This is a genomic window from Balneolaceae bacterium, assembly GCA_034521495.1.
In the GTDB taxonomy this organism is placed as follows: domain Bacteria; phylum Bacteroidota; class Rhodothermia; order Balneolales; family Balneolaceae; genus Rhodohalobacter.
In genome coordinates this window covers 548,416-570,376 of the sequence record JAXHMK010000010.1, presented here as the reverse complement: position 1 = coordinate 570,376, position 21,961 = coordinate 548,416, and the positions used below count along the sequence as shown (strand labels likewise).

Genomic DNA, 21,961 nt, shown 5'->3' with positions numbered 1-21,961 from the left:
AACACATAACAATTGGTGGTGGCACGGTCAAACATATTTGGCAGTGGAATCACTATGATCTGAACTATTTTTAAAACGATTTTCAAACCCACTGCAGTTTTCTGGAGTGGGTTTTTTTATTTTTGGTATTTATGACATTCGAAACATTTTCAAAACTTGCAAAAAATTATACGGCAATTCCGGTCTCCAGGAGGATGCTGGCCGATATTCTTACTCCGGTCTCGCTCTTTCTCTCTATCCGTGAGGGAGCCAGCTATCCGTTTTTGTTAGAATCCGTTGAGGGTGGCGAAAACCTTGCTCGTTATTCTTTTATTGGTTGCAATCCATATCAGGTTTTAAAAGTTGATCAGGAGGGCGTAAATCTGACCGGTTCTAATGGTGAAGCGACTCTCCTCGATGAGTCTTACTTTGATGCTCTGGACCGGCTTATTCATCAACATTCAGAACCAAAATTACCTGAGCTTCCACGGTTGACGGGGGGTGCGGTTGGTTTTTCTTCGTACGATACAGTTCGGGATGTAGAATATCTTCCGGATGTTCCTGATGATGACCTCCATACACCCGAGGCAATCTGGTCTTTTTATGATGAGGTCTACGCTTTCGATCACGTCAAACAGCAGATTGTGTTGATGAAAACCGTTTTTGTTGATGACGAAACTGATTTGAGACAAGCGTATAATTCAGCAGTCGAATCCCTCGATCGGATGGAAAAAACAGCTGTTCGTCAGGTTAAACAGGGCGGATCTTTTCATCTGGATGCCGAACATCTTTCAAGTAATATGGAGCAGGATAAATTTCACTCCATGGTGGAGAAAGGCAAAGATTATATTTACGAAGGAGATATTTTCCAGGTGGTTCTGTCCCAGCGGTTTGAGGTTCCGTTTGAGGGCGACAGTTTTACGCTTTACCGCGCGCTTCGGATGGTGAATCCGTCACCATATTTGTTCTATTTAGATTTTGAAGGCTTTTCACTTGTCGGTTCTTCACCGGAAGTATTGGTTCGGGTGACCGATACTGAAGTGAGATTACTCCCTATTGCCGGAACTCGTCCGCGAGGGAAAACCCACGAAGAGGATTTGGCACTCGAGGAAGATCTCAAAAAAGATCCCAAAGAGATCGCGGAGCACATTATGCTTGTTGATTTAGGACGAAATGATCTGTCACGGGTATCAAAATCCGGTACCGTACATCTGGAAAGAAATCAAAGTATTGAGCGGTTTTCTCATGTGATGCACATCGTGTCGGATGTAGTCGGGGAGATCGCTGAGGACAAAAATTCAGTTGATGCATTGATGCAGTGTTTCCCGGCCGGAACAGTCAGCGGTGCACCAAAAATTCGAGCCATGGAGATCATCGACGAGCTTGAACCGACGAAACGAGGTCCATACGCGGGTGCGGTTGGTTACTTCGATTTCTCAGGCAATATGGACACATGCATCGCAATCCGAACCATGCTGGTGACCGGAGATCGCGTGTACATCCAGGCCGGGGCAGGAATTGTGGCTGACAGCGATCCTCAAAAAGAGTTCGAAGAAACCAAAAACAAAGCGGGTGCGTTGGTTGAAGCACTCAGCGTAGCACTCGAAATCACAACATAGAAAATTTAATTTACGGCTGGCGCAAGCGTCCCGCTTGTGTCTATATGACAATATAATTACTCGCGCAAGTTTGCAACCTGTAAGCGGATTCTTTCGAGGTACAAGCTTATGCAGAACTTCCCACCTTTGAAGGAGGAATCAGAAATCTAAACATGACGTTGATTCGAGGGGGATGACCCTCAGAATGATATTTTGACTTAAAATTTCAGAAACAAACGAAGTACCACGATCAAAAAATGAGCGAAAAGAAAACAATCTTATCAGGCATTCAACCTTCCGGGAAACTCCATATTGGCAACTATTTTGGAGCAATGCGTCAGCATATACAAATGCAGGAGGAGGGAGACGCCTTCTATTTTCTTGCAAACTATCATACACTAACATCCATCAACAACGGTGAAAAGCTCAAAGAATATACGCTGGATGTTGTTCTTGATTACCTCGCACTGGGGCTCGATCCAAATAAATGTACGTTTTTTGCTCAGTCGGATGTGCCTCAAACAACAGAATTGGCCTGGATTTTAGGAACGGTAACTCCGGTTTCCCTCATGGAGAAGGGAGTTTCATACAAGGATAAAGTTGCCCAGGGACTCAATCCGAATATTGGATTGTTCAGTTATCCTATTTTACAGGCTGCTGATATTTTGATATATCACTCTGATGTAGTTCCGGTTGGGGAAGATCAAAAGCAGAATATTGAAATCTGTCGGGATCTTGCCGGGAAGCTAAACCGGGCGTATGATGAAGAACTTCTAAAAATTCCAGAAGAGTATATTGTTAAAAGTGTTGCGGTTGTTCCCGGTATCGACGGACAAAAAATGAGTAAATCATATAATAATACTATCCAGATTTTTGATGAAGGAAAATCACTTAAAAAAAGAGTGATGTCCATTCAAACCGATTCAACACCGCTCGAAGATCCAAAAGATCCAGAGACTTGCAACGTTTTTGCATTAATCAAACTCTTTGCTGATGAAGATCAAAAGAATGAGATTGCTGAGAAATATAGAGCGGGTGGATATGGTTATGGCCACGCTAAAAAGGAACTATTAGCCATGATCTCAGATTACTTTGCTGAAGCTCGCGAAAAACGAAAAGAGTTAGAAAAGGATATGGATTACGTTCACGACGTACTGAAAGAAGGCGGCCAAAGAGCCCGCGAACGAGCCGAAAGCGTGATGGAGCCGATTCGTTCTGTTACCGGGCTGTATCGAAGTTTTTAATATTGTACAACGGACAGCTTGTCCGTTACCGATAAACCAAATTATTGCATAAAATGAAGATTTGAGGTGCCGGACAAGCTGTCCGGCTTACAACCTTACAACTCAATACTAATGATCTTAATAATCGACAATTACGACTCCTTTACCTACAACCTTGTTCACATTGTGGCAACGGAAACAGATGATTACAAAGTGATTCGCAATGACGCGATGACAGTGGAAGAAGTGAGGGAATTGAACCCCGATAAGATTTTGATTTCACCCGGACCGGGGCGTCCTGAAGATGCGGGTATTACTGAGGAGTTGATTCAGGAATTGGGAGCTGAAATTCCTGTTCTCGGAGTTTGTTTAGGCCACCAGGCGATTGGCCAGGTTTTTGGTGCAAAAGTGATTCACGCTCCAATATTGATGCATGGTAAAACTTCCGAGATATTTCATGATGGAAAATCAGTATTTAAAGGAATCGAAGATGGATTTACAGCCACACGCTATCACTCTTTGGTGTTAGATCCGGATACAATTCCGAAAGAGCTGGATGTAACGTCAAAAGCAGATGACGGAGTGATAATGGGAGTTCGTCACAAATCCTATCCGGTTGAGGGAATTCAGTTTCATCCCGAAAGTATTTTAACGACGGAAGGTCCAAGGATTGTTAAAAACTGGCTGAAGATGAGCTATCAAAAAGTCAATGTTTAAATAAATTAACATATTGTGAGTAAAACATTTACAGAAATACTTGAAAAAGTTTCTAATCACGAAGATCTCTCAGATGAAGAAGCTGAATCCGCAATGCGCTGGATTTTACAAGGAGAGATTTCCAACGAGGAGATCGCCGCATTTTTGATGGGAATGAGGATGAAGGGGGAGACGGTAACAGAGTTGACATCTTTTGTGAAAGAGATGCGTGATGCCGCGGTCTCTGTAGAAGTTGATACCACAAATGCCGTTGACCTCTGCGGAACCGGTGGTGATAAATCCGGTACTTTTAATATCTCCACCACGGCTATGTTTATCGTTGCCGGGGCGGGGGTTCCTGTTTTGAAGCATGGGAATCGAAGCGTTTCGAGTAAAAGCGGAAGTTACGATGTTCTGGAGTCGCTTGGAGTGGTTCCAAATCTTCAGAAAGAGCAGGTAGAAGAACTGTTTGAAAAGACCGGAATGGCGTTTATGTTTGCTCCAAATTTCCATCCGGCCATGAAGCATGTGATGCCGGCTCGACGATCGCTAAAAATGAGAACCTTTTTCAATATTCTGGGACCGCTCGTTAACCCTGCGAATGTAAAGTGCCAGGTGATTGGGGCATTCAATAAAGAGACAGCTCAAAAGATGATACAGATTCTGGGCAATCTTAAAACCGAAAATGCTTATACAGTAAATGCACACGATGGTTTGGATGAAGTAAGCACCGCATCTCAAAGTGAAATTTTTGAACTCCAAACACATCTCAGCGGCGATTCGGTAACGTTTGATCCTGTATCGCTTGGATATGAAAAGACCAATCACGAATCCTTGTTGGGCGGAGATGCAAAGAAAAATGCTGAGATTATGTTGAATATTTTAGGTGGAAAATCGACGAAAGCCCAACGAGACATTGCCGAATTGAATGCCACATTTGCAATCCGTGCTTCAAACATTACAGATGATTTGGAAGAGGCGAAGGAGATGGCAGTTGAAAGTATCGATTCTGGTAAAGCCAAGCAGAAACTGGACCAGTTTATTAAAGAATCTCAAGCGATTTCAGCTAAATAATGTCTCTAAGAAAACGTCAATCTCTGCGTTCCGCTTGCCCCAAAACTGCTCATGTACACGTAGTACACTGCGCTTTTTGGGACTGCGCGCGCCTTGATCTTGACGTTTTCTTAGGACACTATGAGTTTTCTTACAAACACTAAATAGGTATGGCAGATATTCTTGAAAAAATAGCCCGTCAAACTCTGGAAGATATCAAAAAAAGAAAACGGGAGATCTCCTTTCGGGATCTGGAATCTCTGAAAGGTTATGAAAAAAACAGACTCGATTTTGCCGGTGCTTTGAAATCGGACTCTGTCTCCATTATTGCAGAAGTGAAGAAGGCATCACCATCCAAAGGAGTGATACGGGATGATTTTGATCCGTTGAAAATAGCCGATGCATACATCGAAAATGGAGCTTCAGCAATATCTGTTTTGACCGATGAACCGTTTTTCCAGGGATCGCTCAAATATCTTGAACAAATATCAGATATTTCTCCTATTCCATTGTTGCGCAAAGATTTTGTGATTGAACCATATCAAGTAAAAGAAGCAAAAGCTTATGGAGCTGACGCAGTACTTTTGATCGTAACAATGTACGAAGGAAGTCAGTTGTTGGAACTTCTTGCCGCCGCAAATGAGTTTGGAATTCAGGCGTTAGTTGAGTGTTACGAGAAAGAAGAGGTTGAAAGTTTAGATTGGAATGAGATCCAAATATTGGGAGTCAATAATCGTGATTTGAAGAAGTTTGAAGTGGATCTTCATCGGGGAATAGAACTGTTGGAGATGGCGCGTGATGATGTAGTCACTGTTTCGGAAAGTGGTATTCACAAACCACAGGATTTGATGAAACTGTATGAGCATAAGATTCATTCTGCTCTTGTGGGTGAACATTTTATGAGACAGCCTGATATTGGAGATGGTCTGAAACGTTTTATTGAGGAATTTGAAGAATTGAAAAACCTTCAAGCGTCTGTAACCCGACAGCAATCGGGTGAAAGTCCTTGAAGCGTTTAGTTGAAGATTTAACCGCAACGCTTGAAGGACCTTCGGACGCTTCAAGGTTGCTATGTTTAAGATTTTATGACAGCAGAAAGCATTAATAAAAGAACAAAGGTAAAAGTTTGTGGGATCACCACATTAGAGGATGCTCGTTTTGCAGCTGGTGCGCTGGCCGATTACCTTGGATTTATTTTTTACGACAAAAGTCCGCGATACATTGAACCGGCAAAAGCGGGAGCGATCATCAATTGGATTGAAGGCCCGGAGAAAGTAGGTGTTTTTGTGAATCAGGCTCTTGATGATGTAAATGATATTGCCACTCAAACAGGAATTGACCTGGTTCAACTTCATGGGGATGAATCGCCCGGATATTGTGATATGATCAATTTTCCGGTTATAAAAGTGTTTCACATCACCTCAGAAACAAATGCGGATGAACTCGCTTCAGACATAGAAGTCTATAAAAATTCAGCCGATTATTTTCTTTTTGATACTAAAATTGACGGACTCTACGGAGGAACGGGTAAAACATTTGATTGGAAGCTTTTAGAAAATCTGTCGATGGGAAAATCGTTTTTTCTGTCGGGCGGATTGAATGCTCAGAATGTGAGTGAAGCAATCGATAAAGTATCCCCGGATGTAGTGGATCTGTCCAGCGGATTGGAAGAGTCCCCGGGATTGAAGGATTTTGATAAGATTGAAGAGTTTTTTGATGTGATGAGGAGTTTGTGAGTTGGGGAGTTGATGAGGGTTAATTGTCTAATGGTTATTGGTGTAATGGTTTTACTTTTCAAATTTATTGGTCTTAATATGTTAAATAAAAGATTATAATATGAAATCAGAGATTCGATCATTTGAAGACCTAAAGGTATGGCAACTCGGTAGAGAGATTAGAAACGAGATTTTTGAACGAGTTAAAAGCTTCCCAAAAGTTGAGTTATACAGACTTACAGATCAAATGATTAGATCATCACGATCAATTACAGATCAAATTGCAGAAGGATATGGTCGATTTCACTATCAGGAAAATATTCAGTACTGCAGACAGGCCAGAGGTTCTGCCTACGAATTAAAAAATCAACTCATTACCGCACTTGATTGTAAATATATTTCTAAGGAGGAATTTCAGGCTTATAATAAAAACATTGTAAGATGCATTAAAATGATAAATGGCTATATAAACTATTTAAGGAGAGCTAAAAAAGATTTAGGAAATTCCGTCAAAGAAGATGGAATCCCCTATCACATTGATATTTTTAAAAAGCCGAATAACGAATAAACTATTACACTATTAACGATAATGAAATACACAGCACCAACAAAAACAGGATATTTTGGCGAATACGGCGGGAAGTTTGTTCCTGAAATATTGATACCCGTACTTGAGGAGTTGGAGGTTGCTTACGAGGAAGCATTAAATGATCCGCTTTTCCAGAAGGAATATTACGATCTTCTTCGAGAATATGTTGGGCGGCCGACTAAACTAACTTTCGCAAACCGCTTGACTGAACATTATGGAAAGGCAAAAATCTATCTTAAAAGAGAGGATCTATGCCATACCGGTGCTCATAAAATAAATAATGCAATCGGACAGCTCTTGCTTGCCCGGAAAATGGGAAAAACCCGAATCATTGCCGAAACCGGAGCGGGTCAACATGGCGTGGCGACTGCTACTGCCTGTGCCAAATTTGGATTCGATTGTGTGATCTACATGGGCGCCGAAGATATGGAGCGACAGAAATTGAATGTAGACCGTATGGAGCTTTTGGGTGCGGAAGTTCGAGAAGTAACAAGTGGTTCTCAGACGTTGAAAGATGCCACTAACGAAGCTATTCGCGATTGGGTAACCAATGTTGATGATACATTTTATATCATCGGCTCGGTAGTGGGACCGCATCCTTACCCGATGATGACACGGAATTTTCATCGGGTGATTGGAGAGGAGACCAAAGATCAGCTTAAAAAAGCGGAAGGGCGATTGCCGAATTATCTCGTGGCATGTGTTGGAGGCGGAAGCAATGCTATTGGATTCTTCTATCCCTTTATTGAGGATGAAGATGTGAAAATGATAGGTATTGAAGCTGCCGGTCTTGGAGCAGATACCGATCAAACCGCAGCCACTTTAACGAAAGGCACCCGGGGAGTTTTGCACGGTTCACTCAGTTATCTTCTGCAAAGTGATGAGGGACAAATTCAACTGGCTCATTCCATAAGTGCTGGCCTGGATTATCCCGGAATTGGTCCCGAACATTCCTATCTTCACGACACTAAACGAGTTCATTACTATGGTGTGACCGATAATGATGCAATGGAAGCTGTAAAGCTTTTGTCGGAGAAAGAGGGGATTATACCAGCGATTGAAACTGCACACGCCCTGGCATATCTGGATACATTAATGCCGGTAACCCAGGAAGATGATATTGTAGTTGTTAACTGTTCAGGCCGTGGTGACAAAGATATGGGAACAATTTCTGAGTGGTTTTCGGATTAAATATTTATCATTTTAGAACTTTATGATTAAAGAAAAAACACGAATTCAGACGCTATTTGAAAATAAAGGTGACTCGGAAAAAGTAATGTCGCTTTTTATCTCGGCCGGGTATCCTGACCTCGATTCAACAGTTGATTTAATCCTTGGATTTGAAAAGAATGGCGCCGATCTCATTGAATTGGGTATGCCTTTTAGTGATCCGCTGGCTGATGGGCCCACCATTCAATACGCAAGCAACACCGCCATCAAAAATGGTATTACTATGGACAAGATTTTTGGGATGGTTCGTGAAATCCGAAAATCATCCGAAATTCCATTAATTCTGATGGGTTATATCAACCCTATTCTAAAATATGGGGTGGATCGGTTTTGTGAACAGGCTGAGAAAAATGGTGTGGACGGGCTGATCATTCCGGATGCTCCGGTTGAAGAATCATCCATTATTTCCAAAAAGGCCGAACAACACAATTTGAATCTGATATTTCTTGTCGCTCCAAACTCTTCGAATGAAAGAATGCAAGTTGTAGATCAACACAGTAATGGATTTGTCTATTGTGTATCAGTTACCGGTGTAACCGGAGCCCGGCAAGGTGATGAAGTGGCAAAATCGGTGGAAAAATTTATCCATCGTGTAAAAACTAATGTCACAAAGAATCCTAAACTTGTTGGGTTTGGAATTAAAAGTTATGAGGATGCTCAGATAATATCGAAAGAGGTAGATGGTTTCATTGTAGGAAGTGCTCTCATTGATACAATTAAAAAAGTATACCCGGAAGAGGGTTGGAAGGATAACGTTTTTAGTTTTGTTAGAAGATTGAAATACGGGAAAACAGAATCCCAAAAAGAAAGATCACTATGAATAGGTTTTTATTGATTTTAACGATAATTGGAATTGCTTTCATTTCAGCCTGCGAAGGAGATTACAGGTCACGATCAGTTGGCGCAGTTGACGAAGTGTATGTTGTAATGGATTCAACGGATTGGAATAGTGAATCGGCACTGGCTATTGAGGAAACGTTTGGTAAGGGCATTGAAACACTTCCAAGCTTTGAAGCTACCTATGATCTGACTTTTCGTGAATTTAATACAAATGATGAGTTAGACAATATCCAAAACTTAAAAAATATTATACTTGCTGCTCCCATTGATGCCGAAAATAATGTTGGCAGATTGATCCGGGCTCTATTGAGCGACGAAGTTGAAGAACGGGTACGAGAGGGCGAGAGTTTTGCTTTTCCACTTAAAGATCAGTGGGTGCGAGACCAATGGGTGTTAATCTTAACCTCTACTACAGATTCTACCTTATCGCAAAAAATTCGAAACTCCGAGAATTCTCTCGTAAGTCATTTGATGGAAAGAGAATTTGAGCGCCGTGAATATGAAATTTACAGACGGGGCGAACAGACCGCGATATCTGATTCGCTTTGGAATGAGCACGGTTGGAAAGTGAGAATGCAGCATGATTATATTCAGACAGTAGATACCTCAAATGTAGTTGTGTTTAGACGGTCTCTTCCCGAAAATGACCGCTGGATGATGGCGTGGTGGCAAAACGATGTAGAAGGAATCGGCTTTATTGATAGAGAATGGATAAATGCCACGCGCGATTCACTGCTTCAAAAATATATCCAGGGAAGCAGGGAGGGATCGTACGTAACAACTGAGTACAGAAGTCCAAGAAAGGTTATTACCAATCAAATGAACCGGGAGGATCGTATCATCGGGTATGAAACACTTGGTACCTGGAGAATGACCAACGATTTTATGGGTGGGCCGTTTGTGAATTTTACTTACTATGATCCGAAAACGGAACGCCTCTTTATGATCGAGTATGGACAATTTGCCCCAAGTGTACGTAAGCGCAGATTCGTTCGGCAATTTCGGACAATGGGCCGTACGTTTGAATCCGATTCAACCTGGAATAGCGATTCAGAATCCATAACAAACCTGATGCGTGAAGAATAGCGGATCTACTCACGAAAAGCTGCAAAAAAAACTTGAGAAGAGGCAATCAGAGCATCGCTACAGGTCTCTAAACAAAATCGATTCGGTTTATACATCCCGTTTACTCAAGATGGATGGAGAAGAGTACCTGAACTTCTGCAGTAATGATTATCTGAATCTCTCTAATCATCCCGCCCTGAAGAATAAAAGCATTGAATATGCAGAGCGGTTTGGTGTGGGCTCATCTTCTTCAAGGCTGATAACAGGTACGCTTGCTATCCACAGAAATTTAGAAGAGAGACTGGCTTCACTTTATCAAAAAGATGATGCGCTTTTGTTTAGTACCGGGTTCCAGGCAAACAGCACAATTCTTCCTGCAATAACGGATAAAAATGATGTGATCATAACGGATCAGCTATGCCACAACAGTATTTTAACTGGTTGCCTGGCATCAAAAGCCGATTTTTATCGGTTCAGGCATAATGACATGGATCATCTTGAAACTTTTTTAAAACGAAAATCCAATGGTAAATCTTCAGAAGTTTGGATTGTAACCGAGTCACTTTTTAGTATGGATGGAGATCGGGCGCCATTGGATAAAATTATTCAATTATCCAGGAAGTATGGAGCGAAACTCTATGTAGATGATGCACATGCGTTTGGAGTTTATGGAGAAAATGGATTGGGTTTTGGTGAAGACTATAAGGAGATCGATCTGCTAATCGGAACGTTTGGTAAAGCTGCAGGATCGTTTGGAGCTTTTGTAGCTTCATCCAAAATAATTACTGAAGCTTTGATCAATTATTGCAGTGGTTTTATTTACTCAACGGCTCCGCCGCCCTCAATAGTCGGCTCGATTGAAGCTGCCCTCGATTTGATTCCGGATATGGAGAAAGAACGAAGGTATTTACACGAATTGTCGAAATTTTTTCATCAAAAACTAAAAGAGAATAGTTTTGAGACAAGTGAAAATCCCTCTCATATTCTTCCAATTATCGAAGGGGAGGATAAAGCAGTTCTCAAAAAAAGCGACGAATTAAAGGCAGCAGGCATGATTGTTACGGCCATTCGCCCTCCAACAGTACCGGAAAACAGGTCCAGATTTAGAATCTCACTAACAACTGCACATCGCAAAGAAGATTGCAACAAATTATTGGAGCTGTTATCAAACTCATGAGTGATAAGAAGTACCAGGTAATCGCATATCATGGCTGGGGATTTGACCCATCTATTTGGCAGCCACTGCAAGAAAAAATGACTCCATCGGCTCATTTCCAGGCAGCTGACAGAGGCTACTTCTCCGGTTCAATGTTACCTTCCTGGGATGAATCTTTGAACTCAGAAAAACTGTTGTTGGTCCATTCATACGGACTCCACTGGTGTGATTCCGAAGTACTTCAAAAAGCTGATCATCTTGTAATTATCAGTGGATTTCTAAAATTTCATCCTGAATCAGGAAAAGAGTACAAGAGATCCAAATTTGCACTCAGGAAGATGCAATCGCAATTTGTAGACTCACCAAGAAAAGTACTTCAGAAGTTTTATGAGCGCGTCTTTTATCCTCAGGAACCCGAACTTGATCTGCCCAAGAATTTACAACACGACCTCTTACTTTCCGATCTTGGTGACCTGGATCATGATAATCGACAGAATGCAGATATCTTTGATACAAATTCCATTACAATTATCCATGGGAGTGAGGATAAAATTGTTAATAATGAATTGGCCCGGTATATGTTTTCAAAGCTCCGTTTGAGGAGTCAATATTTTGAGATAAAAAAAGCGGGGCACGGTGTTCCATATACTCACAGTTCAAAAATATTTGAGATATTAAACTCTCTGCTAAAATTTAATTAAGAACTATTTTATTACTACAGGCTACATTTTGGCTGATTTGAAAAAGAATATCAGAAATAATTTTTCCAGTGCAGTTCACTATTACCATGAGCATGCAGATCTCCAAAAAAATATTGCGGATCGGCTTGCAAAGGCACTGGAACCGTGGCAGTATTCTGTTCCCGAGGGACCCATTCTGGAAATTGGTGCGGGAACCGGCTATTTCACGAAATATCTTTATGAAATGTTTAGTGATAGAGAGTTAATGATTACGGATCTGTCGAAAGAAATGATTGAATATTGCAAAGAACAATTTTCAGAGACAGGTTCTATATCATTTCAAACATTGGATGCCGAACAGGCAGAATTTGAGGAGTCAATATATGCTCTGATAGCTGGAAATTATGTTTCACAATGGTTTAAACATCCTGCACAAACTTTATCAAATATTGCCTCTTCGTTGAAACCGGGTGGAATAATTCTGATCTCCTTTCCGGCAAGTGAATCATTTTCAAACTGGCGACAATATTGTCTTGATCTTGGAATTCCATACACGGGGAATACACTTCCGGATCTTGAAAAAGTGGTAATAGATCTCTCAATGGGGCCTTTCCAGGTAGATTATTACGAAGATGATATGGTTGAAAGATTCGACAATGTTTATGATTTTTTTCGACATTTAAAACAACTGGGTACATCAACAAACATGAATCATAAAACACTTTCACTGAAACAATTAAAACTGTTGAATGATTACTGGCTGGAGCAGGAAAAAGGAGGAATTAAGGTCCAGTATCACACGGCTTTTATTGCGGCAAAACGAGATTTAGAATCATGACCTATCCCAAAAAACTATTTGTTACCGGCACCGACACAGACATCGGGAAAACTGTGGTAAGTTCTATACTTGTCTCCGGATTAAAAGCGGGGTACTGGAAACCGATCCAGGCGGGTCGCGATCCCATAACAGATACAGAGTTTCTAAAGAAAAGTACCGGTCTTCCTGATGATCATTTTTACGAAGAGAGTTTTAATTTGACGGAACCGATGAGCCCTCATGCTGCAGCTGAGATCGATGGTGTTACCATTCGGTTTGATGAGATTCCGGAACCAAAAACTCATCAGGAACATCTAATTATTGAAGGAGCCGGTGGACTGATTGTACCGATTAACGATCATCAATACGTGATTGACCTGATTGCCCATTTTGGATATCCGGCATTACTGGTGGCTAAGTCGGGTTTGGGAACGCTCAATCACACCCTGCTCAGTCTCGAAGCGATGCGGAACAGGAATATCCCGGTATTTGGTGTGGTCTTAGTGGGCGAGAGGCACAATTCAAACGAAGAGGCGATTATTACATATGGAAAAGTTGAGCGCCTTTTCAGACTCCCTCTTTTACCAGATCTGACTCCAACAACCATACATGAAGCCTTCCACTCTTCTTTAAAAAAACCGATCTATACAGAAAGTTAAGCGTTTATGAATCCACACATTTGGCACCCCTTTACCATTCAGAAAAATAGTCCGGAGCCTAAAAAAGTTGTTTCAGGCGAGGGTATTTGGCTGGAGCTTGACGATGGAACGAGAATTGTTGATTGTATCTCAAGTTGGTGGGTAAATATTCACGGTCACACCAATCCGGTTATAACAGAGGCAATACATGAACAGGCAAAAAAATTAGAGCATGTCATCTTTGCCAATTTCACTCACGATCCGGCCGAAAAGATTGCTGATGTGGTTACAAATATGTTGCCGGGTAAACTCAACAAGGTATTCTTTTCAGACAACGGTTCGACTGCAGTTGAGGTTGCCATAAAAACGGCCGTTCAGTACTGGCAGAATCTTGGAAAAACGCGAAACAAAATAATTGCTTTTGAAGGAGCATACCACGGAGATACGTTTGGAGCGATGTCTGCCGGAGCCCGCACAATCTTCAGTGAAGTTTTTGAAAATATGTTGTTTGAAGTGGACTTCGTGGATTACCCGCATACATGGGAAGGCGATGAAAATATTGCTGAAAAAGAGGACCGGGTTATTGAGGAGATTGAAAAACTACTTGTTGAAAACCCCGATGAATATGCCGCTATTATCATCGAGCCACTTATCCAGGGAGCGGGAGGGATGCGCATCTGCCGTGAAGAGTTTTTACAGCGGCTCCACTGGGTGAACCGCCAGTTTGAAACACTTTTGATTTTTGATGAGGTGATGACCGGATTTGGGCGAACCGGGAAAAATTTTGCTTCTATACGATCGCAGGTTGAGCCAGATATTATATGCCTTGCCAAGGGATTAACAGGCGGTTTCCTCCCTCTTTCAATTACCGTGAGTAGTGATGCCGTGTATGAAACGTTTTATTCAGAGGATCCTCACAAAACATTCTGGCACGGACACAGTTATACGGCAAATCCACTTGGTTGTGCGGCAGCTATAGCTTCAATGGAGATCCTGGCTGAATCGCAGGAACGAATTCACAAAATGGAGTCAGAACATCACACTCACCTGGCTGACCTAAGAGAACTGCCGATCATTGAAAATGTTCGGGTTAAAGGTACAATTTCTGCATTTGATCTTACTACTAAAGAGGAGGGTGGATACCTGAATTCAATTGCACAGGAGATTAAAACAAAGAGTCATGACTATGGCCTGTTAATTCGTCCGCTCGGAAATACGGTTTATTTGATGCCGCCCTACTGTATTACTGAGGAGGAACTTGGCTGGGTATACCGGCAGCTTAAATCATTGATTGAGGATGTTTATTGAGCATTCATTCTATGTTGAGCCGACTTCAGCTAAAACTGTAAAAGATGATTGAGCGATTGGATAGACGAAAAATGATATCATCTGGCGATGGGTAAGAATAAGCAGCTGAAATTCCTTCAGCTGTCGAATGCGTGGATAAAGAGTTATTTATTTCAAATAAACAAGCTTGATATCGGTGTTTTGCAGAACCCGTCAAATCGTTGGTTTTACCATTATCTCATCATTTGGAAAGAGCCTTTTTTACAAGTACTGTATTTATCAAAACTAAATCTTGATAGTTATTTAACCCGAATTATTCACGAAAAAGTATAAAATAGAAGTTAAGTTACAGATATTATTAGATGTATCGGAAAATGATGGTAGCTCAATTTTGAGTGTTGTGGCAAATGGCTACGAAATTTGCCCGTGCACTGCGTTGAAGTTGAAAAGCTTTACTCAGGGTACTCAGGTACCCTTCCGTCACCATTTCCTCTTCGCCTTGTGCACAACCAAATTTCTTGGTGCATAATCCGGGTTAAGTCTAAGAATAGTTCTTTCGTACCATTTTTTGGTTAAATTACTTGGAAGAATCTTCATTCAATACATATTGAGATATGAAAAATATTATAATTTTAACTGTCATTGCTATGGTTGTACCGGTATCAGCCGGTATCATTTCAACAGATCAATACCAACGTACTCAGTCCGGTTGGGTTCAACTATTCAACGGTGAAGATCTCTCCGGTTGGTACACTTATCAAAGAGAACCCGAACCTACCTCAGAAGTTGAAGGAATTCCAAAAGATGAAGAGGGGAACTACCTGGAACCGATTGGCTTGAATAATGATCCGCTTAATGTTTTTACTGTAACCCAAGAGGATGGTCAGCCTGCAATAAGAATTTCCGGTGAAACTTTTGGGATTTTAGTTACCGATCAAGAATATGAAAACTATCATTTAAGATTACAGTTTAAGTGGGGGAATAAGAAATATCCTCCGAGAGAGAATCTGCCAATGGACAGCGGAATATTGTACCATTCAATTGGAGAAGAAGGTTCCTGGGGTGGTGTTTGGATGCAGTCACTTGAATGCCAGGTAATGGTTGGAAACAGTGGTGATTTTATTGCGGTAGATACGACAAGTGTAAGAATTCCAGCTCAAAAGAGTGGCGATGAGTTTATCTATAATGATAATTCCAGCCGCCAGTTATTTGATGTTGAAAATGCCGTTTGTAATCACAGTGAAGATTTTGAGAAACCTGTTGGGGAATGGAATACAATGGAAATATATACGTTTGATGGCAATAGTGTTCATGTTGTTAACGGGAAAGTGAACATGCGCACCTATAATTCGCAATACCTTAAAAACGGCAAAAATTATCCTTTAAAAAAAGGAAAAATTCAACTTCAATCGGAAGGTGCCGAAATCTTTTATCGAAATATTGAGATAAAATCTATTGATGGAATTCCGGATGAAATAATGTAAAACTCAGGTTGTAAGAGTTTAAGCCTTCCGATGGGTGTAAACCTGACTGGTTATATTATTTGAATGATTGGAGGTAAAAAGAGTACAATCATCACCCGACACTTATCATCAAGTGGGATTATTTCAAGTAATCTTCGAAAATCTCCTCCAAATCCTCATCAATATTCTCAATAATCACAGGTTCAAAATTTTGTCCGGTAAGAGTCTCAAATAGTTCAGCATATCGCTGGTAGATACTCCATCTGAATGAATCGGGAAGGTCGGGGAGCGTTTGTCCTTCTTTTCCCTGGAACCCTTTTTCCATCAGCCATTCTCGTAAAAACTCTTTGGATAGCTGTTTTTGTGGCTCACCTCGTTTCTGTCTTTTTTCGTAACCCTCAAGGTAAAAATAGCGGGAGGAATCCGAGGTGTGAACCTCATCAATCAGCGTCAGTGTTCCGTTATTCAAACCCATTTCATATTTAGTATCAACAAGTATAAGCCCCTGCTTTGCAGCTATTTCAGTTCCTCTTCTAAAAAGTTTAAAGGCTTTATCTTTAATCTCATTCCAACGGGTTTCATCAACAATTCCGCGTTCCAGGATCTCATTTTCTGAGATATCTTCATCATGCCCTTCTTTCGCTTTTGTAGCTGGGGTCAGGATTGGCTCGGGAAATTGATCGTGTTCTTTCATTCCTGCCGGTAAAGTGACCCCGCAAAGTTCTCGTTTTCCTGATTTGTACACACGCCAGGCGTGACCAGTCAGATATCCCCTTACCACAATTTCAACCGGAATCGGTTCACACTTTTTAGAGATCATCACATTTGGATGGGGAACGTCTATCACGTGAGTTGGAATAATATCTTCCACTTTTGCGAATCCAAACGCAGACAATCGATTGAGAATTTGTCCCTTAAACGGAATCGCCTGTTTCATGATATGGTCAAATGCAGAGATTCGATCAGAGACTACAATTCCGAGAACATCACCGCCAAGAGAGTACACATCCCGTACTTTTCCCCTGTAAGGCTTTCCGGCGTTTTTTGCGTTCGTAGATACAATACAATGCTGAAGTGCTTGCTGCTGGTTCATCTTGAATCAAGCATTCGGATTTTTAGTGGAGTTTCTTGGAACGAGGATTGGATCGATCACTTTTTGAATTTTTTCGTCAGGATTATGTCGAATAATTTCAGCCAGGCGTTTTGTTGCAGATACACCCACTGAATACATTTTTTGATCGATTGTAGTAAGATCCAGGTATTTTGTGAACTTGATGTTATCATATCCCATAATGGCGATATCTTCAGGAATTCTCATTCCAATTTTTGTTAAAGCATGATAGGCGCCTATCGCCTGGGTGTCGTTTGCACAAAAAATAGCATCTGGAAACTCTCCCATCTTTTCATATTTGTATATGGCCTCAAAACCGGCCTCCTCTGTATAACCGGCATGCTTTGTACTTTCGCCAGAAATAAAGAATTTTTTCTCGATGGGCATTTTAAATTCTCTCAATGCTTCCAGGAATCCGGCTTCCCGTTCCTGGGAAGATTTATTATTAAATACGGGTTTGATCATTCCTAACTTTGAAAAGCCATGTTTTATTAGGTGTTCTCCGGCTAAAAACCCGCCTTTTCGGTTATTTAGTTCGTAATAATTGTAGGATGAGTGGGAGCTTCCAATCAACACAACGGGTATCTCGGACGATTGCAGTTGACGATGAACGGTCTCCGTAATATCAATACTGATGGTAATTACTGCATCGGCGGTACCACGATCAAAGAAGTTTTCAATCCCTTCTTTAGGATTTTTTGAACCCGTGTTATAAATCACTATATCAAGATCCATATCCCCGATCTCATCCTTCACGCCTTTTAAAACTTCGTTGTAATAGGGAGTGGTAAACGAGGGGACAGCGATAGCCAGCATTTGGGGTTCCCGGCTGGCAAGTTTACGGGCACTTACTTGAGGCCGAAAATTCAACTCCCGGATCGCTTCGTTAACTTTTTCTTTTGTTTTTTCGGAAACATTCGGAGAATTATTTAAAACTCTTGATACCGTAGAGATTGCAACTCCTGCCCGCTGTGCAACCTGGTATATAGTTATCTTTTTATTTTTTGATTTCATTATTCCCCAATTCAATTAATAAAAATGGTAAAAACTGCACATTACTGTAAAAGTTGAGGTGCATTTCATGTAGGCTTAAAATAAAGGAAAAAAAGATATTTAACGTAATTATTAATTTTGAGGAACTTTTTATGAGTGTTTTGGCATTATCGTTGTGAACATATGTCAATAGCTATGACAGACCTAATAAAAATTCCATACTCATTTATTCGGCCTATTTACGAGAAAACCAGCTTTCATAAGGCGGTTATCTCCGAAATAGATGATACCAGGCTGAGATTTGCCTACTCTCATTGCAGAAATATTACGCGTAAGCATGCGAAAACTTTTTATATGGCCACGCGTTTCCTTCCATATCATAAACAGAGAGGAATATTTGCTATTTATGGACTCTGCAGAACTCTTGATGATATTGTTGATGAGAACCAGGATAACCCATATCAAGTAAGAAGAAGCCGTGATGAAATTATAGGTAAACTTGAAAAATTCAGAGTCCAGTTGGTTAGTGCCTATCGCGGTGCTGAACAAACCAACAGTGTTCTTATTGCATTTGCGGATGTATTAAATCGCTATAACATCTCGCTTGAATACCCTTTGACGCTACTTGACGGTGTGAAGATGGATCTTGTTAAAAACCGTTATGAAACGTTTGATGAACTTTATGAATATAGTTATAAGGTTGCATCAGTTGTTGGATTAATGACCGCTGAAATATTTGAGTATAGTAATCCGCAGGCTATTAACCATGCTGTTGAACTGGGGATTGCTATGCAGCTAACAAATATTTTGAGAGATATTGGAGAAGACCTCGAAAGAGATCGAGTTTATATTCCCGCAGAAGACTTAGAAAAATTTCAGGTGACCGAGGAAGAGATGTTCAAGAATGAAATCTCAGACAGATTTATTGATTTGATGAAATTCCAGATACAACGAGCCCGCTATTACTACAAAGAGGCGGATAAGGGAATATCGATGTTAAATCGTGATAGCCGGCTACCCGTTCTTCTGGCAAGGGAAAATTACAGTCGAATTCTGAATAAAATTGAGGAAAACGGATACCAGGTATTCAATCAACGTGCCTATCTGAATGCAACTGAAAAATTTTCGATTTTACCTAAAATTCTATTTCAGCTAAATACAAACTCCTGATTTAGCAGAACTCATCTTTTTTTACAGAAATCCTAACAGTTCAGCTTTTTTTTACTATTTTTCAATAAAGAGAGTGAGAATTGTAATGGACTACATTATGTTGACTTCGAAGAAGATCAAACAAATCACGATGACTCCATTAAATAAGCTCTGAAGAATTAAAATAACCTGTTCTAAAAATTATGGCTTCTATAAAAAAAGTATTGATCGCAAACCGGGGAGAAATTGCAGTTCGAATTATACGATCTTGCAGAGAAAGAGGAATTGAAACAGTCAGTGTGTACTCTACTCCCGATAAAACAGCTCCCCATGTACTTGCAGCAGATGAATCGTACCATATTGGCGAGGCAGCATCCTCTGAAAGTTACCTGAGGATGGATAAACTGATTGAGGTAGCCAAAGAGGCCGGTGCAGATGCTATACATCCGGGTTACGGTTTCCTGAGTGAGAACTCCACTTTTGCCAATCTTTGTGAAGAAAATGGAATTAATTTTATTGGCCCGACAGCTTACGCCATTGAAACAATGGGCGATAAGACAAAAGCTCGTGAGTTAATGGCAAAATCTGATGTTCCATTTCCACCGGGAACGGAATCAGCGATGGATGATATCCAGCAGGCAAAGAAAGTTGCAAAAGAGATTGGCTATCCCGTGTTAATTAAAGCAGCGGCAGGTGGTGGCGGAAAGGGAATGCGAATTGTACACGATGAAGATCTATTTGAAAACAGCGTAAAAGCTGCAAAATCTGAGGCGAGAAGTGCCTTTGGAGATGATCGTGTATTTGTTGAGAAATATCTTGAAGAACCCCGACACATTGAGTTCCAGGTATTTGCCGATGAACACGGTAATGTAGTTCACATGTTTGAGCGGGAGTGTTCGGTGCAGAGACGCCATCAAAAAGTAATTGAGGAGGCACCCTCTGCTGTTATGACGGATGACCTCCGTAAGCGTATGGGAGACGCCGCATGTACAGTTGCCAAAAGCTGTAATTACGTTGGAGCCGGAACTGTTGAATTTCTTGTAGACAAGCACATGAACTACTACTTTCTTGAGATGAATACCCGGTTGCAGGTAGAACATCCCGTTACTGAATTAATTACGAGCCTGGATCTTGTTTCCTTACAGATTGATATTGCCGAAGGTAAAAAGCTGCCCTTCAAACAGGAAGATATTAAGAAGAGGGGACATGCCATTGAGTGCCGTATTTATGCAGAAGATCCCGCCAATAAGTTTCTGCCAAGTACCGGTACACTTCAGCGGCACAGAATTCCAGCGGGTCCTGGTATTCGCGTGGATGCGGGAATTGAGGAGGGGCAGGAAGTATCTATCCATTATGATCCGATGATTTCCAAACTCTGTGCGTTTGCTAAAGATCGCGAAAAAGCGATAGAACGAATGCTTCGGGCACTGGATGAGTATGAAATTTCAGGGGTTCGTACAACTATCCCATTTTGTCAATTCACGTTAAAGCACAAACAGTTCAGAGAAGGTCAATACGATACCCATTTTGTGCCCGATCATTTTACACCTGAGAAAATTTCAGATTTCACTGACAATAAACTGGCTGCCATTGTATCTTCCGTACTTAGATTAAAAGATCAACAAACAGCAACAAAATCAAAGCCATCAGGTTCGGTTATTGAAGAAAGTGTCTGGTGGAAAAACAGAAAAGCAGTTCATTGAAATCAAACCAAAAATTATTTAATCAACTCGAAAAATTACTTACAGAACAGCGTAATCCAAACAGCAGTGAGATTGACCTTGCTGATTCACGTACCATCGTAAAAATCATCAACGATGAAGATAAAAAAGTAGCATACGCTGTTGAAGAAAAACTGGATGTGATTGCAGATGCGATCGACTCCATCGTTGAAAAATTAAAAATCGGGGGACGAATTCTCTATTTCGGTGCCGGAACAAGCGGGCGGCTTGGGGTACTGGATGCTGCCGAATGCCCACCAACGTTCGGAACCGATCCCGAGACTGTTCAGGGATTTATTGCAGGAGGCGAAAAAGCAATGTTTGTCGCGCAGGAGGGGGCTGAAGACAGCGAACAGATCGGGATGAATGAGGTAAAACGATTGAACATTACCGACAAGGATGTGGTGATTGGATTAGCTGCAAGCGGCCGAACACCTTACGTTCACGGAGCACTCAAGCAGGCTAATTCCATCGGTTGTGTTACAATTATGGTTACCACTGTTTCTGAGGACCAGGTAGAAGTTGATGTAGATTACATGGTAGCTGTTCCTGTGGGCCCCGAAGTTTTGATGGGAAGCACCCGAATGAAAAGTGCCACTGCTCAAAAAATGATTCTCAATATGTTTACTACCGGGGCGATGATTCGGCTCGGTAAAGTGTATGAAAATGTAATGGTTGATCTCCAGCTCACCAATAAAAAACTCGAAGAGCGTGCCAAAAGGATTGTAATGAGCCTTTCTGATGTTACATATGATGATGCATCGAATCTTTTAGATAAAGCAGATAATCATGTAAAAACGGCTTTATTAATGGCACTGACCGATGTCGATAAAGATACTGCCCGAAAAAAGCTATACGAGCATGACGGATTTATCAGACGGGCACTGCAGCAACACCAATAAAATTAATCAAATCATTATCAGGATTCGGTTCCTTATCCGTTCTATGCGTAAATAAA

Annotated in this window: 21 protein-coding genes; 19 read left to right on the top strand and 2 right to left on the bottom strand. The window is 41.1% G+C overall.

Translation table 11 applies throughout. The features are described 5' to 3' along the window. The first annotated feature begins 131 nt into the window (after nucleotides 1-131). From trpE to U5K72_11290, 16 genes are all read left to right on the top strand, one after another. A complete protein-coding gene (gene trpE, locus U5K72_11365) occupies nucleotides 132-1,598 on the top strand; it encodes an anthranilate synthase component I (GenBank protein ID MDZ7719404.1) in 1,467 nt (488 codons plus the stop codon). A 236-nt stretch (nucleotides 1,599-1,834) separates the two neighbouring features. Beyond that, entirely contained in the window at nucleotides 1,835-2,821 is a 987-nt protein-coding gene (gene trpS, locus U5K72_11360; GenBank protein ID MDZ7719403.1) for a tryptophan--tRNA ligase, read from the top strand. A gap of 111 nt (nucleotides 2,822-2,932) precedes the next feature. Next, nucleotides 2,933-3,517, top strand: a complete 585-nt coding sequence (locus U5K72_11355) for an aminodeoxychorismate/anthranilate synthase component II (protein MDZ7719402.1) — start codon at nucleotides 2,933-2,935, stop codon at nucleotides 3,515-3,517. A 15-nt stretch (nucleotides 3,518-3,532) separates the two neighbouring features. Then, nucleotides 3,533-4,570 carry an anthranilate phosphoribosyltransferase gene (trpD, locus tag U5K72_11350; protein ID MDZ7719401.1) on the top strand — a complete coding sequence of 346 codons (1,038 nt, stop codon included), beginning with the start codon at nucleotides 3,533-3,535 and terminating at the stop codon, nucleotides 4,568-4,570. A 149-nt stretch (nucleotides 4,571-4,719) separates the two neighbouring features. Then, nucleotides 4,720-5,559: an indole-3-glycerol phosphate synthase TrpC gene (gene trpC / locus U5K72_11345; protein ID MDZ7719400.1), complete on the top strand. Its 840-nt coding sequence runs from the start codon at nucleotides 4,720-4,722 to the stop codon at nucleotides 5,557-5,559. A 75-nt stretch (nucleotides 5,560-5,634) separates the two neighbouring features. Beyond that, nucleotides 5,635-6,285 carry a phosphoribosylanthranilate isomerase gene (locus U5K72_11340; protein MDZ7719399.1) on the top strand — a complete coding sequence of 217 codons (651 nt, stop codon included), beginning with the start codon at nucleotides 5,635-5,637 and terminating at the stop codon, nucleotides 6,283-6,285. 100 nt (nucleotides 6,286-6,385) lie between these two features. After that, nucleotides 6,386-6,832 (top strand): four helix bundle protein, encoded by a 447-nt coding sequence (locus U5K72_11335; protein ID MDZ7719398.1) that lies wholly within the window; start codon nucleotides 6,386-6,388, stop codon nucleotides 6,830-6,832. A gap of 21 nt (nucleotides 6,833-6,853) precedes the next feature. After that, the gene (trpB, locus tag U5K72_11330) at nucleotides 6,854-8,044 is read left to right on the top strand and encodes a tryptophan synthase subunit beta (protein MDZ7719397.1); all 1,191 of its coding nucleotides are present in this window, start codon (nucleotides 6,854-6,856) and stop codon (nucleotides 8,042-8,044) included. A gap of 22 nt (nucleotides 8,045-8,066) precedes the next feature. Continuing rightward, nucleotides 8,067-8,903 carry a tryptophan synthase subunit alpha gene (gene trpA, locus U5K72_11325; GenBank protein ID MDZ7719396.1) on the top strand — a complete coding sequence of 279 codons (837 nt, stop codon included), beginning with the start codon at nucleotides 8,067-8,069 and terminating at the stop codon, nucleotides 8,901-8,903. Beyond that, complete coding sequence (locus U5K72_11320) at nucleotides 8,900-10,009, top strand: DUF4837 family protein (GenBank protein ID MDZ7719395.1); 1,110 nt, start codon at nucleotides 8,900-8,902, stop codon at nucleotides 10,007-10,009. The genes trpA and U5K72_11320 overlap by 4 nt, the downstream gene beginning before the upstream one ends. Next, on the top strand, nucleotides 9,999-11,165 hold the full coding sequence (locus U5K72_11315; protein MDZ7719394.1) for an 8-amino-7-oxononanoate synthase: 1,167 nt from the start codon (nucleotides 9,999-10,001) through the stop codon (nucleotides 11,163-11,165). Before U5K72_11320 ends, U5K72_11315 begins: the two co-directional genes overlap by 11 nt. After that, the gene (locus tag U5K72_11310) at nucleotides 11,162-11,845 is read left to right on the top strand and encodes an alpha/beta hydrolase (protein MDZ7719393.1); all 684 of its coding nucleotides are present in this window, start codon (nucleotides 11,162-11,164) and stop codon (nucleotides 11,843-11,845) included. Before U5K72_11315 ends, U5K72_11310 begins: the two co-directional genes overlap by 4 nt. Nucleotides 11,846-11,873: 28 nt before the next feature. Next, complete coding sequence (locus tag U5K72_11305) at nucleotides 11,874-12,662, top strand: methyltransferase domain-containing protein (protein MDZ7719392.1); 789 nt, start codon at nucleotides 11,874-11,876, stop codon at nucleotides 12,660-12,662. Next, entirely contained in the window at nucleotides 12,659-13,300 is a 642-nt protein-coding gene (gene bioD, locus U5K72_11300; protein MDZ7719391.1) for a dethiobiotin synthase, read from the top strand. The genes U5K72_11305 and bioD overlap by 4 nt, the downstream gene beginning before the upstream one ends. A 6-nt stretch (nucleotides 13,301-13,306) precedes the next feature. After that, a complete protein-coding gene (gene bioA / locus U5K72_11295; protein MDZ7719390.1) occupies nucleotides 13,307-14,587 on the top strand; it encodes an adenosylmethionine--8-amino-7-oxononanoate transaminase in 1,281 nt (426 codons plus the stop codon). A gap of 593 nt (nucleotides 14,588-15,180) precedes the next feature. Continuing rightward, entirely contained in the window at nucleotides 15,181-16,050 is an 870-nt protein-coding gene (locus U5K72_11290; protein ID MDZ7719389.1) for a DUF1080 domain-containing protein, read from the top strand. Nucleotides 16,051-16,168: 118 nt separating this feature from the next. Here U5K72_11290 and U5K72_11285 read toward each other — a convergent pair whose 3' ends face one another. Both U5K72_11285 and U5K72_11280 read right to left on the bottom strand, forming a co-directional pair. Further along, entirely contained in the window at nucleotides 16,169-17,122 is a 954-nt protein-coding gene (locus tag U5K72_11285) for a phosphoribosylaminoimidazolesuccinocarboxamide synthase (protein ID MDZ7719388.1), read from the bottom strand. A gap of 6 nt (nucleotides 17,123-17,128) precedes the next feature. Beyond that, nucleotides 17,129-18,154: a LacI family DNA-binding transcriptional regulator gene (locus U5K72_11280; protein ID MDZ7719387.1), complete on the bottom strand. Its 1,026-nt coding sequence runs from the start codon at nucleotides 18,152-18,154 to the stop codon at nucleotides 17,129-17,131. A 174-nt stretch (nucleotides 18,155-18,328) separates the two neighbouring features. Between U5K72_11280 and U5K72_11275 the strand changes: the two genes are divergently transcribed. The 3 genes from U5K72_11275 to murQ all read left to right on the top strand — a co-directional run bounded on the left by U5K72_11275 (nucleotide 18,329) and on the right by murQ (nucleotide 21,905). Further along, on the top strand, nucleotides 18,329-19,303 hold the full coding sequence (locus tag U5K72_11275) for a phytoene/squalene synthase family protein (protein ID MDZ7719386.1): 975 nt from the start codon (nucleotides 18,329-18,331) through the stop codon (nucleotides 19,301-19,303). A gap of 182 nt (nucleotides 19,304-19,485) precedes the next feature. Beyond that, on the top strand, nucleotides 19,486-20,985 hold the full coding sequence (accC, locus tag U5K72_11270) for an acetyl-CoA carboxylase biotin carboxylase subunit (GenBank protein ID MDZ7719385.1): 1,500 nt from the start codon (nucleotides 19,486-19,488) through the stop codon (nucleotides 20,983-20,985). Then, nucleotides 20,982-21,905 carry an N-acetylmuramic acid 6-phosphate etherase gene (gene murQ, locus U5K72_11265; protein ID MDZ7719384.1) on the top strand — a complete coding sequence of 308 codons (924 nt, stop codon included), beginning with the start codon at nucleotides 20,982-20,984 and terminating at the stop codon, nucleotides 21,903-21,905. The genes accC and murQ overlap by 4 nt, the downstream gene beginning before the upstream one ends. Nucleotides 21,906-21,961 lie beyond the last annotated feature (56 nt).

What these genes read in the sequence shown, in the direction of transcription:
- trpE (MDZ7719404.1), top strand. Translation starts at nt 132, where the DNA reads ATGACATTCGAAACATTTTCAAAACTTGCAAAAAATTATACGGCAATT.
- trpS (MDZ7719403.1), top strand. Translation starts at nt 1,835, where the DNA reads ATGAGCGAAAAGAAAACAATCTTATCAGGCATTCAACCTTCCGGGAAA.
- U5K72_11355 (MDZ7719402.1), top strand. Translation starts at nt 2,933, where the DNA reads ATGATCTTAATAATCGACAATTACGACTCCTTTACCTACAACCTTGTT.
- trpC (MDZ7719400.1), top strand. Translation starts at nt 4,720, where the DNA reads ATGGCAGATATTCTTGAAAAAATAGCCCGTCAAACTCTGGAAGATATC.
- U5K72_11340 (MDZ7719399.1), top strand. Translation starts at nt 5,635, where the DNA reads ATGACAGCAGAAAGCATTAATAAAAGAACAAAGGTAAAAGTTTGTGGG.
- U5K72_11335 (MDZ7719398.1), top strand. Translation starts at nt 6,386, where the DNA reads ATGAAATCAGAGATTCGATCATTTGAAGACCTAAAGGTATGGCAACTC.
- trpB (MDZ7719397.1), top strand. Translation starts at nt 6,854, where the DNA reads ATGAAATACACAGCACCAACAAAAACAGGATATTTTGGCGAATACGGC.
- trpA (MDZ7719396.1), top strand. Translation starts at nt 8,067, where the DNA reads ATGATTAAAGAAAAAACACGAATTCAGACGCTATTTGAAAATAAAGGT.
- U5K72_11320 (MDZ7719395.1), top strand. Translation starts at nt 8,900, where the DNA reads ATGAATAGGTTTTTATTGATTTTAACGATAATTGGAATTGCTTTCATT.
- U5K72_11310 (MDZ7719393.1), top strand. Translation starts at nt 11,162, where the DNA reads ATGAGTGATAAGAAGTACCAGGTAATCGCATATCATGGCTGGGGATTT.
- bioD (MDZ7719391.1), top strand. Translation starts at nt 12,659, where the DNA reads ATGACCTATCCCAAAAAACTATTTGTTACCGGCACCGACACAGACATC.
- bioA (MDZ7719390.1), top strand. Translation starts at nt 13,307, where the DNA reads ATGAATCCACACATTTGGCACCCCTTTACCATTCAGAAAAATAGTCCG.
- U5K72_11290 (MDZ7719389.1), top strand. Translation starts at nt 15,181, where the DNA reads ATGAAAAATATTATAATTTTAACTGTCATTGCTATGGTTGTACCGGTA.
- U5K72_11285 (MDZ7719388.1), bottom strand. Translation starts at nt 17,122, where the DNA reads ATGAACCAGCAGCAAGCACTTCAGCATTGTATTGTATCTACGAACGCA.
- U5K72_11280 (MDZ7719387.1), bottom strand. Translation starts at nt 18,154, where the DNA reads ATGAAATCAAAAAATAAAAAGATAACTATATACCAGGTTGCACAGCGG.
- U5K72_11275 (MDZ7719386.1), top strand. Translation starts at nt 18,329, where the DNA reads ATGACAGACCTAATAAAAATTCCATACTCATTTATTCGGCCTATTTAC.
- accC (MDZ7719385.1), top strand. Translation starts at nt 19,486, where the DNA reads ATGGCTTCTATAAAAAAAGTATTGATCGCAAACCGGGGAGAAATTGCA.